This is a genomic window from Nonomuraea glycinis, assembly GCF_035920485.1.
GTDB classification, from domain to species: domain Bacteria; phylum Actinomycetota; class Actinomycetes; order Streptosporangiales; family Streptosporangiaceae; genus Nonomuraea; species Nonomuraea glycinis.
This window is the reverse complement of the sequence record NZ_CP109166.1, coordinates 6,960,753-6,984,191: the sequence shown is the minus strand read 5'-3', so window position 1 is coordinate 6,984,191 and position 23,439 is coordinate 6,960,753. Positions and strand designations below refer to the sequence as shown.

Genomic DNA, 23,439 nt, shown 5'->3' with positions numbered 1-23,439 from the left:
GCCGTACGTCTCGCCGGTTCAGGCGTAGTGACGGTAGATCACGCGCGCGACACAGGCGGGCTTGGCGGCACCGTCGACCTCCACGGTGAAGTCGAGCAGCATCTGGACGCCGTCACCGGGGACGTCCTCCACCGACACCACGGCGGCGGCGAGGCGGATCTTGGCGCCGACCTTGACGGGACTGGGGAAACGGACCTTCTCCAGTCCGTAGTTGACACTCATCGTCACGCCCCGGATGTCGAGCAGCTCGGTGAAGAGCGGGATGACCAGGGACAGGGTCAGATAGCCGTGGGCGATCGGACCGCCGAACGGCCCGCCCTTCGCCCGCTCGGGATCGACGTGGATCCACTGGTGGTCGTTGGTGGCGTCGGCGAAGGTGTTCACCCGGTCCTGGGTGATCTCCAGCCATTCGCTGTGGCCGAGGTCCGTCCCGGCGAGCGCCTTGATCTCGCCGAGCCCGTGCACCGTCGTGGTCATGATCGTGCCGTCCTTTCCTGCGCGCACAGCCCGAGCAGGCGCGCGGCGTTGTCCTTGAGGATCCTGGGGCGGACCTCCGGCTTGATCTCGAGCTTGTCGAAGTCGGCCAGCCAGCGGTCCGGGGTGATCACCGGATAGTCGGATCCGAAGAGCACCTTGTCCTTCAGCAACGTGTTCGCGTACCGGACGAGCTGCGGCGGGAAGTACTTGGGCGACCATCCGGACAGGTCGATGTAGACATGGGGCTTGTGCGTGGCGACGGCCAGCGCCTCGTCCTGCCAAGGGAACGACGGATGAGCCAGGACGATCCTCAGATCGGGGAAGTCCGCGGCGACGTCGTCCACCAGCATGGGATTGGAGTACTTCAGCCGGATCCCGCCCCCGCCCGGGACGCCCGCGCCGATACCCGTCTGGCCCGTGTGGAACAGGGCGATCGCGCCGAGCTCCTGGATCACCTCGTAGAGGGGATAGGCCATGCGGTCGTCGGGCGCGAAGCCCTGGAGGCTGGGGTGGAACTTGAAGCCGCGCACGCCGTACTCCTCGACGAGCCGGCGCGCCTCGCGGACGCCCGCCCGGCCCTTCCACGGATCGACACTGGCGAACGGGATCAGCACGTCGGGGTGCTCGGCGCAGCTCTCGGCGACCTCCTCGTTGGAGATGCGAGGGTGGCCGGTGGCGTGCTCGGCGTCGACGGTGAACACCACCGCGGCCATGGCGCGCTCCCGGTAGTAGGCGGCCATCTCGGGGATGGTCGGCCTGGGATGCTCCTTGAAGTACTTCTCCGAGGCGCCGAACAGCTCCGCGCTCAGCGAGACGTGCCCGCCGGCGGAGACCTCGGCGTGCGTGTGCACGTCGATCGCGACCAGCTCGCCGACGTCCATGCGCGGCATCTCAGCTCTCCGCCGTCTTCTGGCCGGGGACCTTGGGCGCGGGCACGCCGTACGTCTCGGGGTCGGCGCCGACGCCCGTCCGCCAGGAGGCGGCGATCGCGTCGGCCGTCCAGCCGCCGTCGGCGTAGGCCACCGCCTTCTCGCCGGGGTGGGACCAGAGCACCAGCCGGTCGCCGCCGATGCCGATGGCCTGGCCCGTCACCTCGGCGGAGGCGTCAGAGGCGAGGAAGGTGACGAGCGGGGCGACGTCCTCGACCGTGCCCAGGCCCTCGTCCCTGCGCAGCCATTGCGGGAACGGCTGCCCGGTCCGCTCCGACTCCTCGATGATCGGGGCGAAGACCGGGATCGTCTTGGTCATCTCCGTGGCCGCCACCGGGACGATCGCGTTCACCGTGATGTTCGCCCTGGCCAGCTCCATCGCCCAGGTCCGGGCCATGGCGACGATGCCCGCCTTGGCGGCTGCGTAGTTGGTCTGGCCGAAGTTCCCGCGCTGACCGGCGGGCGAGGCGACGAGGATCAGCCGGCCGCCCGCCCCCTGCTCGCGCATCCGCACCGCCGCCGCGCGGGCGCAGGTGAACGTGCCCCGCAGGTGTACGTCGATCACCGCGTCGAAGTCCTCGTCGGACATCTTCCACAGGACCCGGTCGCGCAGGATGCCCGCGTTCGTGACCATCACGTCCAACCGGCCGAACTCCTTGACGGCCGCGGCGACCAGCCGCTCGGCGGCCTCGGCCGAGCCGACCGGGGCGACGACGGCCGTGGCCCTGCCCCCGCTCGCGATGATCCCGTCGACGACTCCCGCCACCGAGTCGCCGTCCAGGTCGTTCACGACGACCGCCGCCCCCGCCGCCGCCAGCGCCTCGGCGTAGGCGCGCCCGAGGCCACGACCCGCGCCCGTGACGACGGCCACCTTGCCCGACAGATCCATGTACCTCACCTTTCATTGGCAGCGTGACACCACCGAATCTATGGCACTTATGTGACTACCGTCAAAGATTTGCATGACATGGAGAACCGTCTACCCTTTGGCTGTGACCCTCGACGGCGAAGACGACCCGGCAGCGCAGCTCCCGCGCCCGCAGTCCCTGATGTTCAGCTTTCTCGGCATCTACGTGCTGCACCGCGGCGTGGCCGTCTACTCCGGCAGCGTCATCGACGTGTTCGCCCGCCTCAACGTCTCCGAGGAGGCCGTACGCTCGACGCTCGCCCGCATGGTCAAGCGAAACCTGCTGACCCGGCACCGGCGAGGACGAAAGGTGTACTTCGGGCTCACCCCGCACGCCGCGGACGTGCTGAAGGACGGGCGCAGACGGGTGTGGGAGACCGGTGCGGTGAACCGCGACTGGGACGGCACCTGGACGCTCGTCGGGTTCTCCCTACCGGACAGCCGGCGCAGCACCCGGCACGACCTGCGCTCCCAGCTGATCTGGAACGGCTTCGGCCTGCTGCAGAACGGGCTGTGGATAGCGCCGGGCGAGAAGGACGTCACCGACCTCATCGCCTCGCTGGAGCTGGGCGACCACGTCACCGTGCTGACCGCCGGGGCGTTCAAGCCGACCGAGACCGCCGACCTCGTCAGGAAGGCCTTCGACATCGAGCGGATCGCCGGACGCTACCGGGCGTTCCTCACTCAGTGGGACGTGCCCCGGCCGCTCCCCGACGCGCCGGACGACCTCGCCCGCCAGTTGCTGCTGCACACCGACTGGCTGCAACTCGTCCGCCAGGATCCCCACCTGCCGGCCGAGCACCTGCCCCCGGACTGGCCGGCCATCCGGGCCGAGCAGGTCTTCCAGACGCTCGCGCGGGAGTACGAGACACGCGCCGCCGAGCATGCCGCCGCCATCCTGGACGAGCTTCCCGTGTGAGCCCTCGCGTGGGCGGCGGTGATGTTGTTCGCCGGCACGGATCAGCAGGTTCGGGAGCGTGACCTCACAGGAGTTCGCCGGCTCGGCGCAGGCGGCGCTCGCGGAGGGCTAGCAGCGGGGGCAGGCCGAGCCGCAGCCCCACGTACAAGGTCACGACGAGCGCCTCCCAGAAGCCGGCCGAGCCGATCCGTCCCCCGGCGAACTGAGCCGCGCTCCACTGGGCCAGCGAGAGCATCAGCGGCAGCATGACAGTGAGGAACAGCCAGGTCATGACGGCGATGCCCGCCACATAGAGGAGCGCGAACCAGCGGGCCATCGCGCGGTCCCGCGCGCCCGCGCCGGCCAGTTCGGTCGTCTCGGGCCCGGTGAGGCGGAAGATCCGGTTCTTCACGGTCAGCCAGGTGGTCCGGTAGAGGTTGTGGCAGCGCAGCGCGTTGGCGAGCAGCGCGTACGAGTCGCTGCGCAGCGGCAGGGCCGCCCACTGCCACACGATGGCGACGATCCTGAACAGGACCACGGCGGCGAGGAGGTCGTCGAGGCCACCGGGCGGGGTGAGCGTCCGCAGGCCCAGCGCGGCCGCCACGACCACGGTCTCGATGGCCATCCCGGCCAGGTACACCCCGTGCCGGCGGTTGCGCGGCACCGCGACGATCTGGGTCAGGTCGGTCTCGTAGACGATGTACATGCCGCGGTAGCTGACCCGGAAGGTCGCGGGGACGCCGATCGCCCGTCCGGCGAGCCAGTGCCAGGCCTCGTGCAACGCGCCGAACGCGATGCCCAGCACCAGCCAGCCGAGCACCGACAGCCCCGGGCTGGGCAGGAACCACGCGTCCTGCCAGGAAGGACGCAGGTCAGGACGGGTCAGGAGGACGGCGAGCACGAACAGGAGCGCCGCCGCGTAGAACGACCAGCCGGTACGCCCGAAGAGGCGGGCCGCCGCCCGGGGGCTGATTCCCTCGATCCACTTGATCCGCCGGCCGACGGGCGTGGCGGTGCCGTCCGGGGCCGCGGCCGGGTCGAGCAGGCCCGCGGCTGTGAGACCGTCGATGAAGTCATTCCCGTCGACCGGTTCGCCGGCCGCCTCGCTCGCCCGTGCCGTCGCGTCGGCAGCCGAGCCCGTGTCCTGCAGAGTGGTGACGAAGACCGCGCCCGGCTCCGGCACCGCGACGAAGACGCCCAGATCCGGCCGTCCCAGAACCCAGGCCTCGCCGTCGAAGGCGACCGTCAGCCGTGCGGCCCGCTCACGCAGATCAACGTCCGAAGACGCGGCCATCTTCTCCTCCACCTTCACATGCGAGGGGCCGCACTCCCCACCGAAGCGGAGTGCGGCCCCGGATCATCAGGAGTCCGACCCCGGGTCCGCGTCCACGGTCAGGCGGGTGTTCTCGATCCGCACGATCTCGATCTTCATATGATCACCTCCCTCCGCATACGTCACAGGTGGGATTGCGTGGCCACTCGGTGCGACTCGTGGCGCAACCGCCCGCGAAGTCGACGATGAGCGGCCGACCGGCGTACGCCGGTGGCTCGAACCCGGTCAGGTAGCGCAGGACCTCGAACGCGCCGAACGCCCCCAGAAGGCCGGCGACCGGGCCTATGCCGCGGTTCGGCCGGGGCCCGTTGCGGTAGAGGCGGATCGCGGCCAGGTCCGGATCGTCGGAGTCGGGCTCGGCGTTCGGGGGCACGCAGGCGCGGCAGGCGCTGACCCCTGGGTTGACCGACCAGACCGTCCCGGAGGTGACCCACATGCCGCCTCTGACGAACGGCACCCCGTGCCGTACGCAGGCCGCGTTGACCCAGAGGTCGATCTCGCCGGGCCGGTCGATGCCGGAGGCCACCACGTCGGGCCTGGTACGTCCGACGAGTTCATCGAGTTGCTCCGGGTTCTCCACGCCCAGGTCGATCGTCTCGACCTCGATGGACGGGTCGAAGGCGCGAACCCAGTCCGCAGCGCGCGCCACCTTACGGGAGCCGACGTCGTCCCAGCGGTAGAGGTACTGCCGCGCGAAGTTGCGCGGGTCCACGGTGTCCCGGTCAAGGAGCGTCATCCTGCCGACGCCGAGCCCGGCGAGGTGGGGGATGGTGTTGGAGTTGAGACCGCCGGTGCCGAGCACCAGCACGTGCGACTCGCGGAGCCGTCGCTGCAGGTCCTCGCGGCTGCGGTCAAGACAGCTGAACGACTCGAAGAAGGCCAGGTTGCTGAAGTACCGTTCGGTGTCGGCGGGCTCCAGCCGGTCGAGACGGTCGCCGTCCTCCAGCAGCCGCTCGGCGTCGAACGCCGCGACGGCGCCCTGGACGTCGGCCTCGTCCAGCGACAACTCGTCCGCGAGTTCGGCGACGGTCCTGCCGCCCTCGCCGAGCAGACCGAGGAGCTTCTCCACCGTCCCGTCGGGGTCGGTCAGAACCAGCTGGTCGCGGGGGTCGTGCACCAGCCGCAGCTCATCTCCGACCCGCTCCCAGGCGATGCCTTTGAGTCGTGGCCTCATCGGCGCATCAGCCAATCTCTGAGATGGGATTTGGCAGCACTGTGGCAGCCGTGCGCATGGATTCCGCACGGATCCCGCACGGGAAAAATTGATCTTCAGGAAGGGGTGGACTACCGTCTGGTCGGTGTTCTCTCCTGATGTCCGGTTCTTCCTCCTCGGCCCTCTGGAGATCGCCGTGAACGGCCGGACCGCGCATCTGACCGGCAGGCAGCGGGGGCTGCTCGCGGCCCTGCTCCTGGACGCCGGGCGCGTGGTGTCCGTGGAGCGGCTGGCCGAGCACCTCTGGGGCGACGACCTGCCGCCCTCCGCCCCGGCACGGCTGCGCGCGCTGATCGCGGAGCTCCGGCGGGCGCTCGGCCCCCGGGGACGGGACGTCATCCTCACCCGAAGCCCGGGATACCTGCTCCGCGCGGAAGCGGGCGCGGTGGACGCCGAGGAGTTCGCCACTCTGGTGGAGAGCGCGCGGCGGGCCACGGAGGACGGCCGGCATCCGGACGCGGCCGACCTGTACGACCGGGCTCTCGCGCTGTGGCGCGGTGACCCCTTCGCCGATCTGGCCGGCCCTGCCGCCCAGGTGGAGCGCTACCGGCTGGAGGAGCTCAGGTGCGAGGCGGCCGAGGGTCACGGCGCGGCGCTGCTGGAGACGGGGCGGAGCCGGGCGGCCATCCCGGGGCTCACCCGGCTCCTCGCCGAGCAGCCGCTGCGGGAGAGGCCGCACGCCCTGCTCATGCGGGCGCTCCGCGACGACGGTCGCCTTCCCGACGCGCTGGAGGTGTACCAGGATTTCCGGACTCGGCTCGTACACGATCTCGGTGTGGAGCCCAGCGGCGAGCTGCAGCTCCTGCACCAGCGGATGCTCGGGGGAAGACCGGCGGCCGAGACCGCCAGGCCGGCGCCGGTTCCCCGCCAGTTGCCGCCCGCGAGCAGCCGCTTCGTCGGCCGCGCGGAGGCGCTCCGGCGGATGGACGCCGACCGGGTGACACTCGTGGTCGGCCCCGCCGGCGTGGGGAAGACCGCGCTGGCGATCCACTGGGCGCACGCGGCGAGCGGACGCTTCCCTGACGGGCAGTTGTTCCTCGACATGCGGGGCTTCGACCAGCGGGAGCCGATGTCGCTGTCCGAGGCGCTGCAACTGCTGTTGCAGGGGTTCGGGGTGGCGGCGCAGGACATACCGGTCGAGCTGGACGCTCAGATCGCCCTTTACCGCTCCTGTCTGGCGGGACGGCGCATGCTGGTGATTCTGGACGACGTCGCCGAGCCGGGGCAGGTGCGCGCGTTGCTGCCCGGTGACCCCGGATGCCGCGCCGTCGTGACGAGCCGCTACCGGCTGGGCGGCCTGGCGGCTCTGGACGGGGTCGAGCGCCTCACGCTGGACGTGCTGGACCGCGAGGAGACGCGCCGGCTGCTCTCCCACGGCCTCGGCGAGGACCGTCTGCTCCGGGAGCCGGACGCCGCGGAGGAGCTCATGGCGCTCTGCGGCCGGCTGCCGCTGGCGCTGTCCATCGCGATGTCCTGGATCGGCGACCACGAGCACCGGATGATCGCCCACTACGTCCGCCAGCTCGCCGACCGGGGACGGCTGGTGAGGTTACGCGTGGAGGGCCACGAGAGCGTCGCCGTCCAGGCGGCTCTCGACCTGTCGCACCGGGCGCTGCCGCCGGCGGAGCGGCGGATGTTCCGCCTCCTCGGCGTGGCGCAGGGCGGCCACCTCTCCGCGGCGGCCGCGGCCGCTCTGGCGGGAACGGGCCGCGAGCGGGCGGAGGACCTGCTCGGCGCCGTGGCCCGGATCCACCTGATCAAGGAGACCGGCCCGCAGCGGTTCGCCGCTCACGACCTGGTGCTGGAGTACGCCGCGCAGCGCAGCCTGGAGGAGGACTCCGCGGCCGAGCGGGAGGCCGCCGTCCGGCGGCTTCTCGACTACTACCTGCGTACGGTCATCGGCGCCATCGCCGTGGCCGACTTCGAGGTCCCGGAGCTCGCCTACGACCAGGCCCGGCCGGAGGTGACCCCGACGACCTTCGATACCGCGCCGGACGCGCTCGACTGGCTCGACACCGAATGGGACAACCTCGTGGCCGCCGTGTCGCACGCGGCCGCGCACGGCCCGCGGCCGTACGCCTGGCTGCTGGTCGAGGCCATGAAGGACGTCCTGCATCACCGGCGGACCCGCGGCGACTGGCTCCGGCTCGCCGAGCTCGCGCTGGCCGCCGCTGAGAAGGAGGGCGACCTCAGAGGGCAGGCCGCGATGTGCCACTCGATCGGGCTGGTCCGATGGCGCATGACCGACCTCAGCAGCGCCATGGACCATCACGAACGCGCGCTGGCGCTGTCCCGGCGGGCGGCATGGCCGCAGGGGGAGGCCATGGCGCTCCAAGGCTGCGGCGTGGTGTTCAAACAGCTGGGAGAGCCGCACAGGGCCGTCCCGCGATACCGGCGGGCCGTGGAGATCCATCACGCGCTGGGGTCCCGGCACGGTGAGGCACGCGGACTGAACAACCTGGCCTCGGCCCACCTCATGCTCGCCCAGCTGGACCGGGCCGAGGAGTGCCTGCGAGCCGGCCTCCCCCTGACCGGCGAGTCCGGCGACCGGCATCTCCAGACGCTGACCCTGGTCAACCTCGCCCTCGTCCGCCAGAAACAGGCCCGCCTCCCCGAGGCGCTGGAAGCCCTGGACGAGGCGCTGGCCCTGGCACAGACCGCCGGTCTGCGGTACGCCGAGGCGGTGACGTACGAGACGTTCGGCTGGACTCATCATGACGCGGGCCGGTACGAGCAGGCGATCGACGCCTTCGGCCGGGGCCTGGCCATCGCTGAGGAGGTCGAGAACAAACGGTGCCAGATCGCTTCGCTCACCGGCATGGCGGGAGCGGAGCTGGAGCTCGGCCGGGCGGACGCCGCGCTCGCCCGCCTCGACGCCGCGCTGGAGCTCAGCCAGAGCACGGGGACGGACCTGGACCAGGTGCTGCTGAGCCGTGCGGAGTTCCACTACCGCCAGGGCCGGTTCGCGGAGGCGCGCCATGAGGTGGACCGGCCGCTGACGTTCAATCCCCTGGACCTGCCACGACTGCACGGCCTGCTCGCCGCCGTCCACCTGGCGGAGGGCGACAGCGAGCAGTGCGTCCAGGCGTGCGAGCAGGCCCTGGAGCTCGCGCGGCGATCCGGGCAGCGGCTGGAGTTCGCGCGCGTCCTGATGACGCTCGGTCACGCCCTGAAGGGCGAGGGAAGGGAGCACTGGGAGCAGGCCCATGAGCTGTTCACGGCCATCGGCGCGCCCGAGCGGGCGAGGACCGCGGCGCTGCTGGCCCCGTGAACCCGTCCGTTCGGCCCGGCCGGTGCGTGCGCTGACCCCGGCGAGGACATCGAGATCGACCATGGGGCCCGCCGCGACACTGTTCCGGCGCGCACGTGAACGGCCCCGACGTCAGCCTTCCATCAGGGCCGCGGCCTCCTCCTCCGACAGCTGGTCGATCTCGGCCGCCAGCCGCTCCTCCACCGCCGCCGCCAGCCGGCGGACGGTGCGGGTCTGGAAGAGGAGGTTGAGCGGCAGCTCGATCTCCACCTCCGAACAGATCCTGGCGACCACCCGGGTTCCCAGCATGGAATGCCCGCCCAGGTCGAAGAAGTCCTCCTCCACGCCGAACCCGTCCCGGTCGAGCACCTCGCTCCAGATCTCGTACACCAGCTCCTCGGCGGCCGTGCGCGGCGGGGAGGCGTCGGCGGCGGCCGTGGGGACGGGGGCGGGCAGGGCGGAGCGGTCGAGCTTGCCGTTGGGCAGCCTGGGGAAAGTGCCGACGGCCAGGTAGAAGCTGGGGATCATGGTCGACGGCAGCCGGTCCTGCAGATAGGCCCGCAGCTCGGCGACGGGGGCGTGCTCGTCCACGTACGCCACCAGGGCGCGGCCGCCCGGCGCGTCGTCGCGGACGGCGGCGACCGCGCGGGTGACTGCCGGATGCGCGGTCAGGGCGGCCTCGACCTCGCCGAGCTCGATGCGCACCCCGCGTACCTTCACCTGGTCGTCCACCCGGCCGACGAACTCCATGACGCCGTCGGCCAGGCACCGCACCAGGTCGCCGGTCCGGTAGAGGCGGGCGCCGGGCGGGCCGAAGGGGTCGGGGACGAACCGCTCGGCGGTGCGGGCGGGCTGCCGGTGGTAGCCGCGGGCCAGCCCGTCGCCGCCGAGCCAGAGCTCCCCCACCACGCCGGCCGGCACCGGCTCCAGGGCCTCGCTCAGCACGTGGGCGGCGGTGTTGGCGACCGGGCGGCCGATGGGGACGGTGTGCTCGTCCGGTCGCGTCAGGTGGGTGAGCGACCAGATGGTCGTCTCCGTCGGGCCGTACATGTTGTGCACCTCGGCGGCCACCTCCCGCAGCCGCCGGGCGAACGCGGGGCCGAGCGGTTCGCCGCCGCTCAGCACCCGGGGCAGGCCGGCCGGGAGCTCCCCGATGATCTCCTCCAGGACGGACGGCGGCGCCTGCACGGTGCGCACGTCCGTCTCGGCCAGGAGCGCGCCCAGCCTGCCGCCGGGCGGGGCCACCACCACGGCGCCGCCCGACAGCAGCGGCCCGAAGAGCTCGAGGGCGGCGATGTCGAAGGACATCGGGGTGAGCAGGAGCATGCGTTCGGCCGGGGTGAAGGCCAGGCTCGTGATCAGGTTGACCACGCCCCGGTGCGGCACCATGACGCCCTTGGGGACCCCGGTGGAGCCGGAGGTGTAGATGAGGTAGGCCAGGTGGTCGGGTGAGACGCGGGGCAGCGGCCGGTCGTCCGGCGGGCTCTGCGCCAGGTCGGTCAGGACGGGCACGCCGGGCAGCCGTCCGGCCAGCTCCGGCGTGGTCAGGGCGAGCGCGGTCCCGGAGTCCGCCAGCATGAAACGCAGCCGTTCGACCGGATAGCGCGGGTCGAGCGGCACGTAGCAGGCGCCCGCCTTGAGCACCGCGAGCAGCGCGACCACCAGGTCGCCGCCGGGCGGGAGGCAGACCGCCACCGGCGACTCGACCCGGACGCCGCGGGAGACGAGCACCCGGGCCAGCGCCCCGGCCCGCTCGTCGAGCTCGCCGTAGGTGAGCGTGCGGCCCTCGTGCGGGACGACGACCGCGGCCGCGCCGGGCGTGGCGGCCGCGCGCCCGGCCACGAGCTCGTGCAACGGCAGGGCGGGGTACGGCGACCGCGGCCCGTGCCAGGAGCTCCCCGTCTCCCCCGCGGGCATCAGCGGCAGCCGCGACAGCGGGCGGGCGGGGTCGGCGGTGGCGGCGTCGAGCAGGGCGAGGAGCCCCTCGGCCAGCCTGGCGATGGTGGCCGGGTCGTAGAGGTCGGTGGCGTACTCCAGCCAGCCGCTCAGGTCACCCTCGGCGTTCTGGAGCTCCAGCGTGAGGTCGGTCTTGGTGGTGCCGGTGCCGATCTGGCCGCGCACGTCGTACGGAAGCTGGTTGAAGGCGATCTGGTAGAGCGGGGTGCGGGAGGGGTCGCGCGGCGGGTTCAGCTCGCTGACGATGCGGGCGAAGGGCACGTCCTGGTGGTCGAGCGCGTCGATGACGGTGGTCCGCACCCGTTCCAGCGCCTCGGCGAAGGACGGGTCGCCGCTCAGGTCGGTGCGGAGCGGGAGGGTGTTGACGAACATGCCGATGAGCGGGCTGAGCTCGGGCTGGTCGCGTCCGGCGACGGGCGAGCCGATCACCACGTCGCTCTGCCCGCTCCAGCGGGCGAGCAGGGCGGCGAACGCGGTGAGCAGCACCATGAAGGAAGTGCTGCCCGTGCGCCTGGCCAGGGCGGCCACCCGCCCGGTCAGCGCGGCCGGGACGGTGAAGGGGTGGTTGGCGCCCGCGTGGCCGAGCTCGGCCGGTCGCGGGCGGTCGGGGGGCAGCTCCAGCGGCACCGATCCGGCCAGGCGCTCGCGCCAATAGGCCAGGGACGCCTCGAAGCGCTGCCCGCGCTGCCAGGCGGCGTAGTCGGCGTACTGCACGGCCAGCTTGACGAACCGGGGCTCCCGGTTCTCGCGCAGCGCGTGGTACGCCTCGGTGAAATCCTCGGTGAAGATCTGCATCGACCAGGCGTCGAAGACGGTGTGGTGGGCGACGAGCACCAGCCGCCACTGCCCCTCGCCGAGCCACACCAGCCGGGCCCGCCACAGGGGCGCGCCGTCCAGCGCGAACGGCTCGGCGGCGTCGGCCGCGGCCAGGGCGGCGAACTCCCCGGGACGGCCGGACAGGTCGGTGCGGGCCAGCCGGACCGCCGCCTCGGGGGCGATCAGCTGCACGACCTCCTCGCCGCGCAGCTCCAGGCGGGTCCGCAGCGGCTCGTGCCGCTCGGCCACCACCCGCAGCGCCCGCTCGACCAGGCCGGGCTCGACCGTGCCGAGCCGTTCCAGCGGGGAGACGCCGGCGATGTTGTAGAGCGGCACGCCGGGCAGCAGCCCGGTGAGGAACCAGACGCGTTCCTGCGCGTACGAGGCGGCGAAAGCGTCTTCGGTCACAGGCATGCGCGTATCTCCCGGGTGATCGGCTCCAGCGCGCTGACCTCGCCGATCGTGGCCAGCCAGTGCCACTGGTCGAGCGCGTGGTAGAGCCGGTAGAACGCCAGCCGCTCGGCAAGGTCGCCGGGCAGGTCGCCGTACCCCTCGTAGAGGGCGCGGCGGCGGAGCGGGTCGTCGCGGACGGCGAAGTAGTCGGTGCGGGCCAGGTCCATCAGGGGGTCGCCGCCGAGCGCGTTCTCGACGTCGATGAGGCCGGTCAGCTCCCATCGCCCGGCGCGTTCGGCGACCATGACGTTGCGTTCGTGGAAGTCGTGGTGCAGCAGGACGGGCGTGGTGCGGCGGGCCAGCAGGTGGCGGTCGGCGCGCAGGCGGGCGACGAGCGCCGCGTGCAGGGCGGGGTCGCCGCCGAACTCGGCGAAGTGGGCGGCCTTGAGTTCGAACTGGCCGCCGACGTAGGCGTCGTTGGTGGGCTCGGGCACGCCGTCGAGCGGGCCGAACGCGGGCACCGGCACGCTGTGCACGGTGCGCAGCAGGCGGCCCATCTCGCGGTAGAGCCGCTCGACGGTCTCCCGGTCCAGGCCCGCGGAGACCTGCGAGAGCGGCCGTCCCGCCACCTTGGTCATGATCAGGTACGCCTGGGGCAGGTCGCGCCTGGAGTCGTCGGCCCGGACCACGTCGGGCGCGGCCGCGCCGGTGCCGCCGAGCAGCTCGTAGACCTGCCGCTCCTTGCGCATGCGCTCGGTGAACAGCCCCGGGTAGAGCTTGACGATCAGCTCGCGGTCGCCGGTCCTGACCTCGTAGACGGCGCTGATCTCGCCGCCGGTGCGCAGCAGCACCTTCTCGACCGGCTCCCCGAGCAACTCGCTCGCCTTGGCCGCGCTGAGCGGCATGGTGAGCGCCTTGGCGAAGGCGGGAGCGCTCCAGGCGAGGCTGACGACGTTGCCCGCCCGCTCCCGCAGCGCCCGTGCGCCGACCAGGTCGTCGGGGTCCGCCTCCGGCACCGCCTCGTCGAACCCGGCCAGTACCGGGATCCGCATGGCCACCAGCGCGAGGACGGCGATGCCCAGGCCCAGCATGACGTACATGAACGCGATGCCGCGCCCCTCACCCACGCCGATCACCGCGCCGACGGTGTCGGCCAGCGCGCCGCCGGGCAGGAGCAGCGGCTCCAGCAGCCGCTCCCCGAGCGGGGCGACCACGGCCATGCCGACCGGGAGCGTCGACCAGGAGATCATCTGATTGAACGCCATCACCCGGCCGTGGAACCGCTGCGGCACCTTCACGTGGATGATCGTCATGAAGACGCCGTTGACCACGGACAGGCTGCACCACAGCCCGAACGCGCCCAGGCCCACGGTCAGCGGCGAGGCGTACGCCCCGATGACGACCGCGAACAGGCTGAGCAGCAGGGTGCCGAGCAGCACGGCGCGCATCCGGCGGCGGCGCGGCCCGCCCCACAGCGCGACGATCACGCCGCCGAGCGTGGCGCCCAGGCCGCCGACGAACGAGATGCGGCCGGCGGTGTCCAGATCGGCGAACGACAGCACCAGCGGCGAGATCGACATCAGCACCGCGGCCAGCATGACGTTCAGCACCGCGAAGTAGAGCAGCGCGGCCCGCAGGTGGCGGTTGCCCAGCGACATGCGGAACCCGGCGGCGAGCTCGGCGGCCAGCGTCTCGCGCCGTTCCAGCGCCATCGTGGCCGGGAAGCGGATGACCGCCAGCGCGGCCAGCACCACGGCGAAGCTGACCACGTCGATCACCAGGATGCCGCCGAGGCCGATCCCGGCCAGCAGCGCGACGGCCAGCAGCGGGGCGACGAACTGGGAGGTGCCGACGAGCATCTGCACCACGCCGGCCGCGTGCCCCAGGTAGCGCTTCGGCACCAGTTGCGGCAGCGCGGCGGTGTAGGCGAGCCGCTGGAAGACCAGCATGACCGAGAGCAGGGTGATCAGCGGATAGATGTGCCAGGTGGCCAGGGCGCCGGTCCACAGCAGCACGCCGAAGGCCAGTTGCACGCCGCCGGCCAGGCAGTTGCCCAGCACCATCATGGGCCGTTTGCCGTGCCGGTCGACGAGCGCGCCGATCAGCGGGGCGGCCAGCACGCCCGGCATGATCGCGAGCGCGACCAGCAGGGCGAAGTTCAGCAGGGAGCCGGTGGTGGTGTAGACCCAGATCGGGATGGCGAAGTCGGTCACCGCGGTGCCGACCATGGACAGGAGCTGGAACGCCGAGACGGCGAGGAACCGGCCCATGCTGGGCTCCGGCGCCCGCCCCCGGGGCGGCGGAGCCTTCCCGTCCCGGGCCGATGTCTCCTCGACCCACCACCCGGCGGCGGGGCCGCGGGCCTGGCGGCTCAGCTCGGCGGCCGAGCCGTACTCCATCGCGATGTGCGTGTTGGTGAGGATCTGGGCCAGGTCGTCGGCGCGGTACTTGAGGTAGTAGTGGCCGGCCTCGTCGAGAACCGCCAGCGCGGTGGTCCGGGACAGGAAGTGCCACTCGCGATACCGCTCGCGGTAGTAGTCGGTGGCCGGATCCTGCTCGCCCACGACGGCGATGACCGGGGCGCGCAGCGGCTCCGCCCGCTCCGACAGCATGCGGGTGAAGGACTCCTCCGCGATCAGCGTGTCCCGCCGCTGGTTGCGGACCATGAACCTGACCTGCTCCTCGTCCAGGCCGGAGATGTCGTTGCCCATGGCCTTCATGCGGTTCTCGTAGGAGCGGTCGCCCCGCAGGCGGTCGGTGCGCAGCAGCCTGCCCAGCGGCCCGGCGATCCGGCCGCGCGGACGGGCGAACGGGAAGATCGCGCCGATGTAGACGGCGACCGGCTCCCGGCCCCGGGCCTCCAGCCGCCGGGCGACCTCGGCGGTGACGGCGCCGCCGATGCCGCAGTGGCCGTACAGGGCGATGGGGCCGTCGATGCCGTCCAGGATCTCGTGTACGGCCTGCTCGATGACCTCTTCCAGCGGCATCACCGGCTCGTCGGGGCGGCCGGGGTCGTGGCCGGGGAAGGCCATGGAGTACAGCGCGCACTCCTCGGGCAGGGCGTCGGCCAGCGGTTGGTAGACCAGGGCGCTGCCGCCGCCGTACGGGAAGCAGACGAGGGTAAGCGCGGGGGTGACGCGCGAGCGGGTGAGGCGGTGCAGCAGCTCGCGCGGCCCGTCCTCGGCCGGGGCGGGGCCCTCGATGAGCTCGGCCAGGGCGCGCACGGTGGAGTGCCGGAACAGGTCCATGACCCCCACCGAGCGGCCTTCGGCCGGGGCCAGCAGCGTGCGGAGCCGGGCCACCACCTGGATGGCGACCAGCGAGTGCCCGCCGAGGTCGAAGAAGTCGTCGTCGGCCCGGATGCCGGGCACGCCGAGCAGCTCGCTCCAGATCCCGGCGACGGCGATCTCCGCGGGGGTGGCCGGCGGGGCTCCGTCGCCGCTCGATCGGGTGGGAGCGGGCAGCGCGGCACGGTCCACCTTGCCGTTGGGGCTGAGGGGCAGCGCCTCCAGCCTCACGTAGGCGGTGGGCACCATGTGGTCGGGCAGGATCTCCTTGAGCCGGGCGCGCAACCCGGTCACGTCGGCGCCGGTGACGACGTAGGCCACCAGGCCGTCGGCGCCCGCCACGACCAGCGCCTCGCGTACGCCCGGGTGCTCGCGGAGCACGGCCTCGACCTCGCCCGGCTCGACCCGCTGCCCGCGGATCTTGATCTGGCCGTCGGCCCGGCCGAGGAACTCCACGGCGCCGTCGCGGCGCAGCCGGGCCAGGTCGCCGGTGCGGTAGAGGCGCGAGCCCGGCGGCCCGTACGGGTCGGCCAGGAAGCGTTCGGCGGTCAGGCCGGGCCGATCGTGGTAGCCCATGGCCACCTGGACGCCGCCGATGTACAGCTCTCCGGCCACGCCGGGCGGCACGGGACGCAGCCGCGCGTCGAGGACGTGGACGCGGGTGTTCTGCACCGGACGGCCGATCGGTATCCGGCTCTCGCCCGGCACGCAGCGCCAGGCCGTCACGTCGACGGCGGCCTCGGTCGGCCCGTAGAGGTTGTGCAGCTCCACGTGCGGCAGCCGCTCGAAGAACCGGGCCGCGACGGCGACCGGCAGCTCCTCCCCGCTGCAGATGACCCTCTTCAGCGACACGCAGCGCTCGACGTCCTCCTCCTCCAGGAAGGCGGCGAGCATCGACGGCACGAAGTGCATGGTCGTCACGCCGCCGGACACGACGAGGTCGCGCAGGTAGGCGGTGTCGCGGTGGCCGCCGGGCGCCGCCACGACCAGGCGGGCGCCGGTGATGATCGGCCAGAAGAACTCCCAGACCGACACGTCGAACCCGGCGGGCGTCTTCTGCATCACCGCGTCGGCGGCGGTCAGGCCGAAGCGGCGCTGCATCCAGTCCAGGCGGTTGACGATGCCGGCGTGGGAGTTCGGCACGCCCTTGGGGCGTCCGGTCGAGCCGGAGGTGTAGATCATGTACGCGGGACAGGCCGGGGTCAGCGGCGTGTCCGGCAGGTCCTCCCGCTCGCGTACGGTCTCCTCGGGCAGCAGGATCGCGGCCCGCGCGTCCCGCAGCATGAAGTCCAGGCGTTCACGGGGATAGTCGGGGTCGAGCGGCACGTAGGCGGCGCCGGCCCGGACCACCGCCAGCAGGCTCACGACCAGGTCGAGGGAGCGTTCCAGGGCGACCGCGACCCGGACGCCCGGTCGCGCGCCCAGGTCGCGTAATCGCCGGGCCAGCTCGCCGGAGCGCCGCTCCAGCTCGGCGTAGCTGAGCCGCTGCCCATCGAACTCCAGGGCGACCGCGTCGGGCGTACGGGCCGCCTGCTCCTCGAACAGCTCCCCCAGCGTCCGGTCCGCGGGGTACGGCACACTCGGCCCGGCCGCGAGGGCCAGGACGCGCTCGCGCTCCTGCCCGGTCAGCATCTCCAGGTCCGACACCCGCCGGTCCGGATCGGCGAAGGCGGCGCGCAGGAGCGTTCCGAATCGGACGCCGAGCTCCTCGACCGTGGCCTCGGCCAGCAGGTCCCGGTTGTAGACGAACAGGCCGTCGAGCCCGCCGTCGCGCTCGGTGAGGAACAGCTCCAGCTCGAAGGGGGCGGCCGTGGCCGTCAGCGGGTACGGCTCCGCCGCGAGGCCCGGCCAGGCGGCGCTGTCCGCGTCGTAGCTGCGCAGCGCCAGCGCTGCCTGGAACACCGCGGTGCGCGAGACGTCCCGGGCCAGGCCGAGCTCGCCGACGAGCTGCTCGAACGGCAGCCGCTGGTGCTCGAAGGCGTCCAGCGTGCTCCGCCTGACCCGGGTGAGCAGCTCGGCGAAGGTGGGGTCGCCCGCCAGGTCGGCGCGCATGGCCAGCATGTTGACGAACATGCCGATGAGGGGTTCGAGCTCGCTGCGCGGGCGGCCGCCCACCGGTGTGCCGATCGCGAAGTCGGGCCGGCCGCTGTGCCGGCCGAGCAGCACCTGGTAGACGGCGAGGACGACCATGAAGAGCGTCGCGTCGTGCTCGCGGGTCATGCCGTGCGCGGCGGCCAGCGCGTCGGGGCCGAGCCTGAAGCTGTGGGAGCCGCCTTCGAAGGTGGCCACCGCGCCGCGCCGGCCGTCCAGGGGCAGATCGATGGGCGGCACTCCGGCCAGCCGCTCGCGCCAGTAGGCCAGGTCCGCCTCGTCCGCCGGGCGGCCGCGCTGCCACACGGCGAAGTCGCCGTACTGCAGGGCGAGCTCGGGCGGCTCCTCCCCCGCGTAGACCGTGCGCAGCTCCCCGGCCAGGATCTCCAGCGACCAGCCGTCGCCGGCGATGTGGTGCAGGGCTACCAGCAGGATGTGGTCGTCGTCGGCCAGCCGCACGAGCAGGGCGCGCAGGGGCGGCTCGGTGGCGAGGTCGAAGGGCCTGGCCAGCTCGGCGCTCAGGAGCTCACGGGCCGCCGCCTCGTCCGGGGCGCTCAGGCGGCGCAGCTCCGCCTGAGCGGTGCCGGCCACCTCGACGCGGGGGCGGCCGTCGGGGTCGGCGGGGAAGCGGGTGCGCAGGATCTCGTGCCGGGCCACGACCGTTTCGAGGGCTCGGTGCAGCCGGTCGGCGTCGAGGCTCCCGCGCAGGCGCACCACGTAGGGGATCGTGTAGGCGGCCGTGCCGGGAGCGAACTGCTCCATGAACCACAGCCCTTCCTGGGCGTGGGTCAGGGGGATCTCCGCGTCGGCGGGACGGCGCGGGATTCCGGTCGGCTTGCCGTTCGACCTGCGGCGCAGGCGTTGCTCCAGCAAAGCTCGTTTGGTGTCTGAGAGGTGGGCCCCACCTGAGGAAAGCTCCGCCGAGGTCGCCAACTACCGCCTCACCTTCTGTGGTGAATGTCACATTAACGAGATTTGTCCACACCGTGACGGTGAAGTCAAGCGGGGGCCGCCACGAGCTGTCCGCGATCGAAAAGGCGTCCTGTCCGCCCAGGTCGGACGCTTGACGTCGCTGGTCCGGCTCCGTTCAGCCGGCGGCCGGCAGTCGGTCGTCGGGCTCGGTCACGCGGCGGCGGACGAGGTAGCCGAAGACCAGCGTGGTGCCGAACATGAGCACCCCGTAGACCGCCGGCGGCACCGCCATCGTCGAGTTGGCCAGCAGCGACGGGCTGAGCGCGATCGTGATGGCCAGGGTGCTGTTGTGGATGCCGATCTCCATCCCGGAGGCGATCGCCTGCCGCCGCTCCACCTTGAACAGGCGTGGCAGCCAGTAGCCGACGGTCAGGCTGATCGCGCTGAACAGCACCGCCACCAGCCCGACCGAGGCGAGGTAGCCGCCCAGCCGCTCCCGCTCCTGCACGATCGCCCCGATGATCACCGCGGCCAGCACGATCGCCGACAGGATCCTGACCGGCTTGTCCATCCGGTCCGCGAACCTCGCGCTGAGACGCCGTACGATCATGCCGATCGCGACCGGCACCAGCACGATGGCGAAGACCTGCACCACCTTGTCGGCCTGCAGGCCGATGTCCGGCCCCGACCCCACGAAGTAGTCCAGCGACAGGTTGACCACGACCGGCAGCGTGAACGCGGCCAGCACCGAGTTCACCGCCGTCAGGCTGACGTTCAGCGCCACGTCGCCGCCGAACAGGTGGCTGTAGAGGTTGGCGGTCGTCCCGCCGGGCGAGGCCGCGAGCAGCATCATCCCGGCGGCGAGCAGCGGCTCCAGCCCGAACAGCACGACCAGCCCGAAACAGACGGCCGGCAGCACGAGCAGCTGCGCGACCAGGGCGATGACCACGGCCTTGGGGCGGGTGGCGATCCGCGCGAAGTCCTGCGGCGCGAGCGACAGACCCAGCCCGAACATGATCAGCGCGAGCGCGGCGGGAAGCATGACTGTGGTGAGAACGGACTGCTGCAAGGGGGAACCACCGTTCCTCAGGGCGAGAACCGCTGCCCTTGTCTAACAGCCCGATCCCTCCCCGATCAATACATCCGTCCCATTCGTAACCTCCGCCGCCACCAGGAACAGCAGCGTCGTGGCCAGGAACGGCCCGGCGGCGACGTCCTCGATCCACCGCTCGGCGCCGGCGTCCAGGAAGCCGGCCTCGATGGCCCGGGTCACGTTGCGGCGCAGGCCGAAGACCCGGTCGGCGGTGGCGAAGTCCCGATACACCGGCGCCACCGTCACCACGGCCCGCACACCGAGCCCCGCCTCCGCGCACAGCCGCGCGAGGCCACGGCCCACGGTCCCGTTGCGGATCCTCTCCGTGGCGATGAACCGGGTCAGCTCCCTGCCGACGGCCGGATCCCGGGAGTCGACGAGCAGCCCCTCCCAGTCCGGCTCGGCCAGGACGATCCGCCCGCCGGGACGCGCCACCCGGCGGAACTCGGCCAGCACCCGCGACGGGTCCTCCACATGCTGCAGCACCCGGTCGGCGCGAGCCCGGTCGACGCTGCCGTCCGGCAACGGCAACGCGTGTACGTCACCGCCGCGGATCTCGACCAGCCGGTGCCGCGCCGTACGAGCGCGGGCTTCGGCGAGCATGACGGGGTCCCTGTCGACCCCGACGACCGAGCCGTCCGGCGCGACGACCTCGGCCATCGCGGCGAGGTCGGTCCCCGGCCCGCAGCCGAGGTCGAGCACCCGCTGGCCGGGCCGGAGGTCGAGCAGGTCCACAACCTGCCGCTTGTACGCCCGGCCCGGCGGGCTCGCGGCGACCTGGTCGAGGTAGACGATCGGGTCAGGGCGGGAACGACTGTCGATCATGCCCACAGCCAAGCAAACGGATGTGCAGATTCCGTGCATGCCAGTGCGGCCACTGCCGCCGAGGAGCACGGCACTGGCATGCGCCCTCAATCGCCCGCGAGGCCGAGGCGTCGGCACCTGAGTCAGGTCGGCATCACCCGTGATCGTGCATCTGCGCGGCGAACCAGTCGAGACCGGCGACCACGACGTCGAAGACGGCCACGTTGGCCAGCAGGGTGTTCTTGATTGACGGATAGAGCTCCAGCTTGGCCACGGGAATGTCGACGCCGGGCGCGGCATTCAGTCGCTGCCGCAGCTCCTCGCGCATCGCCGGGTCGTCGAAGGGCGGGCGCCTTTTGAGCACACTGAAGGGGACTTCGACGGTCTTGGCGTAGAAACGCAGGACGCTGACGGGTTTCCCGTCGACTTTGATGATCGGTGCACAGGAGGCGTTGGCCGCCGAGCCGTACTGCACCTCACCACCGTGTGACCGCCAGTGATCCAGCACGCGCTGCACAGCGCCAGCGGCCTGAGGGCCGCTCTGCTCGCTGAGCTGGCTCACGAAGCGCTGTTCCCGCTCAGTGAGCACGTGGGGTGCCGTGTCGCTGTCTCCCACGGCCTCGCCCTCCACCAGGTCGGCGGCTCCGGGCAGATCGAGCAGCTCAGCCAGCTCACGTGCGCTGATGTGCTGGTCGAGCGCCGCGCGACCGCTCCCGTCGAACGTGACGCCGTCGGCTCGCAGCACGTCGTGGACGTTTCGTTCGTCGTCTGGCTCGATCCAGCGGAAGCCATCGGAGACCTGGCCGGACTTGGTGAGCACCCGGTGCGCATTGAGTACCGGGACGGTCGACAGGTGCACGCCTACAGGGACCGCGTGGGAGCCGATCAACTCAGCCAGATCGGAGTAGGACGTCCATGTGGCGGGTGGCAGCGTTGCCAGCGCGTTGTGCAGCAACGTCCAGTCACGCGACGCGGCGCTGCCCCGATTGTCCTCCTCAGGTCCAGGCCAGATGGCGATCACCCGATCCGCCATTCGATCGGCCCGTGCCCAGATCTCGTCCTTCCCCCAGCGCTCGCAGGTAGCGATCTCCTGATTCATCACCAGTCCGCTCTGCCTGAGCTGCTTGCGCTTCACGGCGAAGGAGCTGTTGCTCAACTCGGAGTTGTAACCGCTGAGGGTGAGGTTGCCCAAAGTGTGCACGAGCTGCCGGTGCAGCAGGTCGGTGTCGCCCGTAGCGGACAGTTCACCCACCCAGTCGGCGGTCATCGATTGGGGCAGGACATGCTCTATGGTGATCCGCTTGTCGGCCAGATCCACCCGTTCCTTGCTGCCCAGCGACTCCTCGATGCGGCGCAGCACCAGCTTCTTCTGTCCAGTACGGCCCTGCCAGTAGAAGGCACGGCTGCGGATTTCTTCACGCATCTGGGCGTCGGACGGCCAGTAGAGGCGGGCCGGTGACAGCGCGGCCCGCACAAACTGCGGCACATCCTCTTCAGGAGTCAGTTGTACGGCCAGCCTCTGGAAGATGCGGTTGAGGTTACCGGTGGTCACGCCGGCGATAAGGCGACGGACCAGGAAACTCTCGACATATTCCAAGGTCTGCGTCACCTCCTCATCGCTGACAAGACCATCTTCACGGAACTCCAGAAGCCGCATGACCAGCGGGTAAGTAGTCGAAGCCTGCCACTCCTTGAGGAAGCGCAGCCGCCCGGCGAACAGCAGGTCGTCACCAGGGGTAAGGATCTGGCGAAGATGCCTGGCGCGGCGGTGCAACTCCCGAACGTACTCCTCGATCTTCACCTCGTCGCCCGCGAGGCCCTGCAGGAGCTGCTGGTGACCCCGGTAGACGGCGTTGTACTGAGCCTCCTCGCCTCCCTTGAGTACGAGCACCAGGTACATCAGCTGTTCCCTGCCTTTATCGTCAAGCAGGTCCTGAATCGGCTTCCAGTATTCGTCGTGGACGTGCTGCCCACGACTGGGCAGACACATGAACACGTAGTTGCGGATCAGATCGACCTGGCTGAGCCGCATACCGGTGTTGTTGATGGACTCGAAGATGCGAAAGGCGTTGTCGTCCTTCTCCACGAGGATCTGTACCAGATTGAGCCGGTCCAGCAGCACTGACTCCACCCGGACGATGTCATGCGGATCGGCCGGGTCGTCGAACTCGTTCAGCACGGTCCTGAAGAACTGGTAGGCATTGCCGACGAGGCTGTCCGCCCTGCCTTCGGGCGATCCGTCCACGCACGCCTTGAACGCCGCCCGGTCCCCCTGCGTCGGCAACAGGCGGTAGCGCATCTCCCCCTGTTGGAATTTGTTGATCAGGTGCAGCTCGTTGATCCGTTCGCGAGCTGTCGGCTCCTCGGCCACCCGATGGTCCCGGATCGCGCACAGTGCCAGCATCAGCGTAGTCAGCCGCTGCTGACCGTCCACCACGATCCACTGCGACCGGCTCGGGGCCAGCTCAGGCCCCGGCGCCAGGACCACCGATCCCAGGAAGTGACTGGGAGCGTTCAGCCTGTCCTCGGCCAGCACGTCCACCTGGGCCGTGATGTCGGCCCAGAGCTGGGCCAGATGCGGGCGTTCCCAGGTGTACTGGCGCTGGTACAGCGGCACCAGCAGTTGCTGGTCCCCCTGAATAAGTTTGCGAAGGGTGGTCTCGTTCGCCTTCATTCCAGCCTTTCCGACCGAGCGGATCCGGACACCTTGCGTATCCAGCGTCACGGTAAGCGACCGGCATGCCGTTGGTCATCGGGATGTCGAAACTGCTCCATCAGACACCAAGGGCAGCGAGTGATGGCCGCGTCTGTGATGTCGCTCGCTGCCCTTTGCCGGCGGCCTTGCGCAGGAGGTCGACCAGGCCCCGCTTTCCCTCGAAAAGCTGGACGCCGCGTCGTGCTGGCCGGACGGCGGCATGGTGATCTCCGGTGTGGTCGTTCCGGCCGTACCCGTCCACCGGCGATCCTGTTACGTGGCAGGCATTGTCACAGAGGGCTCGGCGTCCCTACGGTGGCGTCATGAAATCCGAGGTGCTGGTGACCCTTCCGCCTCAAGGCCGCGATTGGTACAACGATCCGGC

The 23,439-nt window shown here is 71.5% G+C and carries 12 protein-coding genes; 2 read left to right on the top strand and 10 right to left on the bottom strand.

The annotated features are described in order from the left end of the window. Nucleotides 1–18: 18 nt before the first annotated feature. Genes OHA68_RS32755 through OHA68_RS32745 form a run of 3 tightly spaced genes read right to left on the bottom strand, consistent with a single transcriptional unit; the run spans nt 19 to nt 2,295 of the window. Nucleotides 19–477: a MaoC family dehydratase gene (locus tag OHA68_RS32755; protein ID WP_189144910.1), complete on the bottom strand. Its 459-nt coding sequence runs from the start codon at nt 475–477 to the stop codon at nt 19–21. Next, entirely contained in the window at nt 474–1,367 is an 894-nt protein-coding gene (locus OHA68_RS32750) for an amidohydrolase family protein (RefSeq protein ID WP_327103683.1), read from the bottom strand. Before OHA68_RS32750 ends, OHA68_RS32755 begins: the two co-directional genes overlap by 4 nt. A gap of 1 nt (nt 1,368) precedes the next feature. Beyond that, nucleotides 1,369–2,295 carry an SDR family oxidoreductase gene (locus OHA68_RS32745; RefSeq protein ID WP_327103682.1) on the bottom strand — a complete coding sequence of 309 codons (927 nt, stop codon included), beginning with the start codon at nt 2,293–2,295 and terminating at the stop codon, nt 1,369–1,371. Between the two features lie 103 nt (nt 2,296–2,398). On the opposite strand from OHA68_RS32745, the gene OHA68_RS32740 reads away from it, so the two are divergent. Continuing rightward, the gene (locus OHA68_RS32740; RefSeq protein WP_225278249.1) at nt 2,399–3,232 is read left to right on the top strand and encodes a PaaX family transcriptional regulator; all 834 of its coding nucleotides are present in this window, start codon (nt 2,399–2,401) and stop codon (nt 3,230–3,232) included. Nucleotides 3,233–3,296: 64 nt separating this feature from the next. Here the strand turns inward: OHA68_RS32740 and OHA68_RS32735 are convergent, their stop codons facing one another. Continuing rightward, nucleotides 3,297–4,505 (bottom strand): hypothetical protein, encoded by a 1,209-nt coding sequence (locus OHA68_RS32735; protein WP_327103681.1) that lies wholly within the window; start codon nt 4,503–4,505, stop codon nt 3,297–3,299. A gap of 142 nt (nt 4,506–4,647) precedes the next feature. After that, entirely contained in the window at nt 4,648–5,718 is a 1,071-nt protein-coding gene (locus OHA68_RS32730) for a HesA/MoeB/ThiF family protein (RefSeq protein WP_327103680.1), read from the bottom strand. A 124-nt stretch (nt 5,719–5,842) separates the two neighbouring features. On the opposite strand from OHA68_RS32730, the gene OHA68_RS32725 reads away from it, so the two are divergent. After that, a complete protein-coding gene (locus OHA68_RS32725) occupies nt 5,843–9,028 on the top strand; it encodes an AfsR/SARP family transcriptional regulator (RefSeq protein WP_327103679.1) in 3,186 nt (1,061 codons plus the stop codon). Nucleotides 9,029–9,139: 111 nt separating this feature from the next. Here OHA68_RS32725 and OHA68_RS32720 read toward each other — a convergent pair whose 3' ends face one another. The 5 genes from OHA68_RS32720 to OHA68_RS32700 form a co-directional block, all read right to left on the bottom strand. Next, the gene (locus tag OHA68_RS32720) at nt 9,140–12,193 is read right to left on the bottom strand and encodes a non-ribosomal peptide synthetase (protein WP_327103678.1); all 3,054 of its coding nucleotides are present in this window, start codon (nt 12,191–12,193) and stop codon (nt 9,140–9,142) included. Continuing rightward, the gene (locus OHA68_RS32715) at nt 12,184–18,423 is read right to left on the bottom strand and encodes a non-ribosomal peptide synthetase (RefSeq protein WP_327103677.1); all 6,240 of its coding nucleotides are present in this window, start codon (nt 18,421–18,423) and stop codon (nt 12,184–12,186) included. The genes OHA68_RS32720 and OHA68_RS32715 overlap by 10 nt, the downstream gene beginning before the upstream one ends. A gap of 214 nt (nt 18,424–18,637) precedes the next feature. After that, a complete protein-coding gene (locus tag OHA68_RS32710) occupies nt 18,638–19,531 on the bottom strand; it encodes a bile acid:sodium symporter family protein (protein ID WP_225278247.1) in 894 nt (297 codons plus the stop codon). 42 nt (nt 19,532–19,573) lie between these two features. Beyond that, complete coding sequence (locus OHA68_RS32705) at nt 19,574–20,380, bottom strand: methyltransferase domain-containing protein (protein ID WP_327103676.1); 807 nt, start codon at nt 20,378–20,380, stop codon at nt 19,574–19,576. A 133-nt stretch (nt 20,381–20,513) separates the two neighbouring features. Beyond that, nucleotides 20,514–23,084, bottom strand: a complete 2,571-nt coding sequence (locus OHA68_RS32700; RefSeq protein ID WP_327103675.1) for a DUF262 domain-containing protein — start codon at nt 23,082–23,084, stop codon at nt 20,514–20,516. Nucleotides 23,085–23,439: the final 355 nt, after the last annotated feature.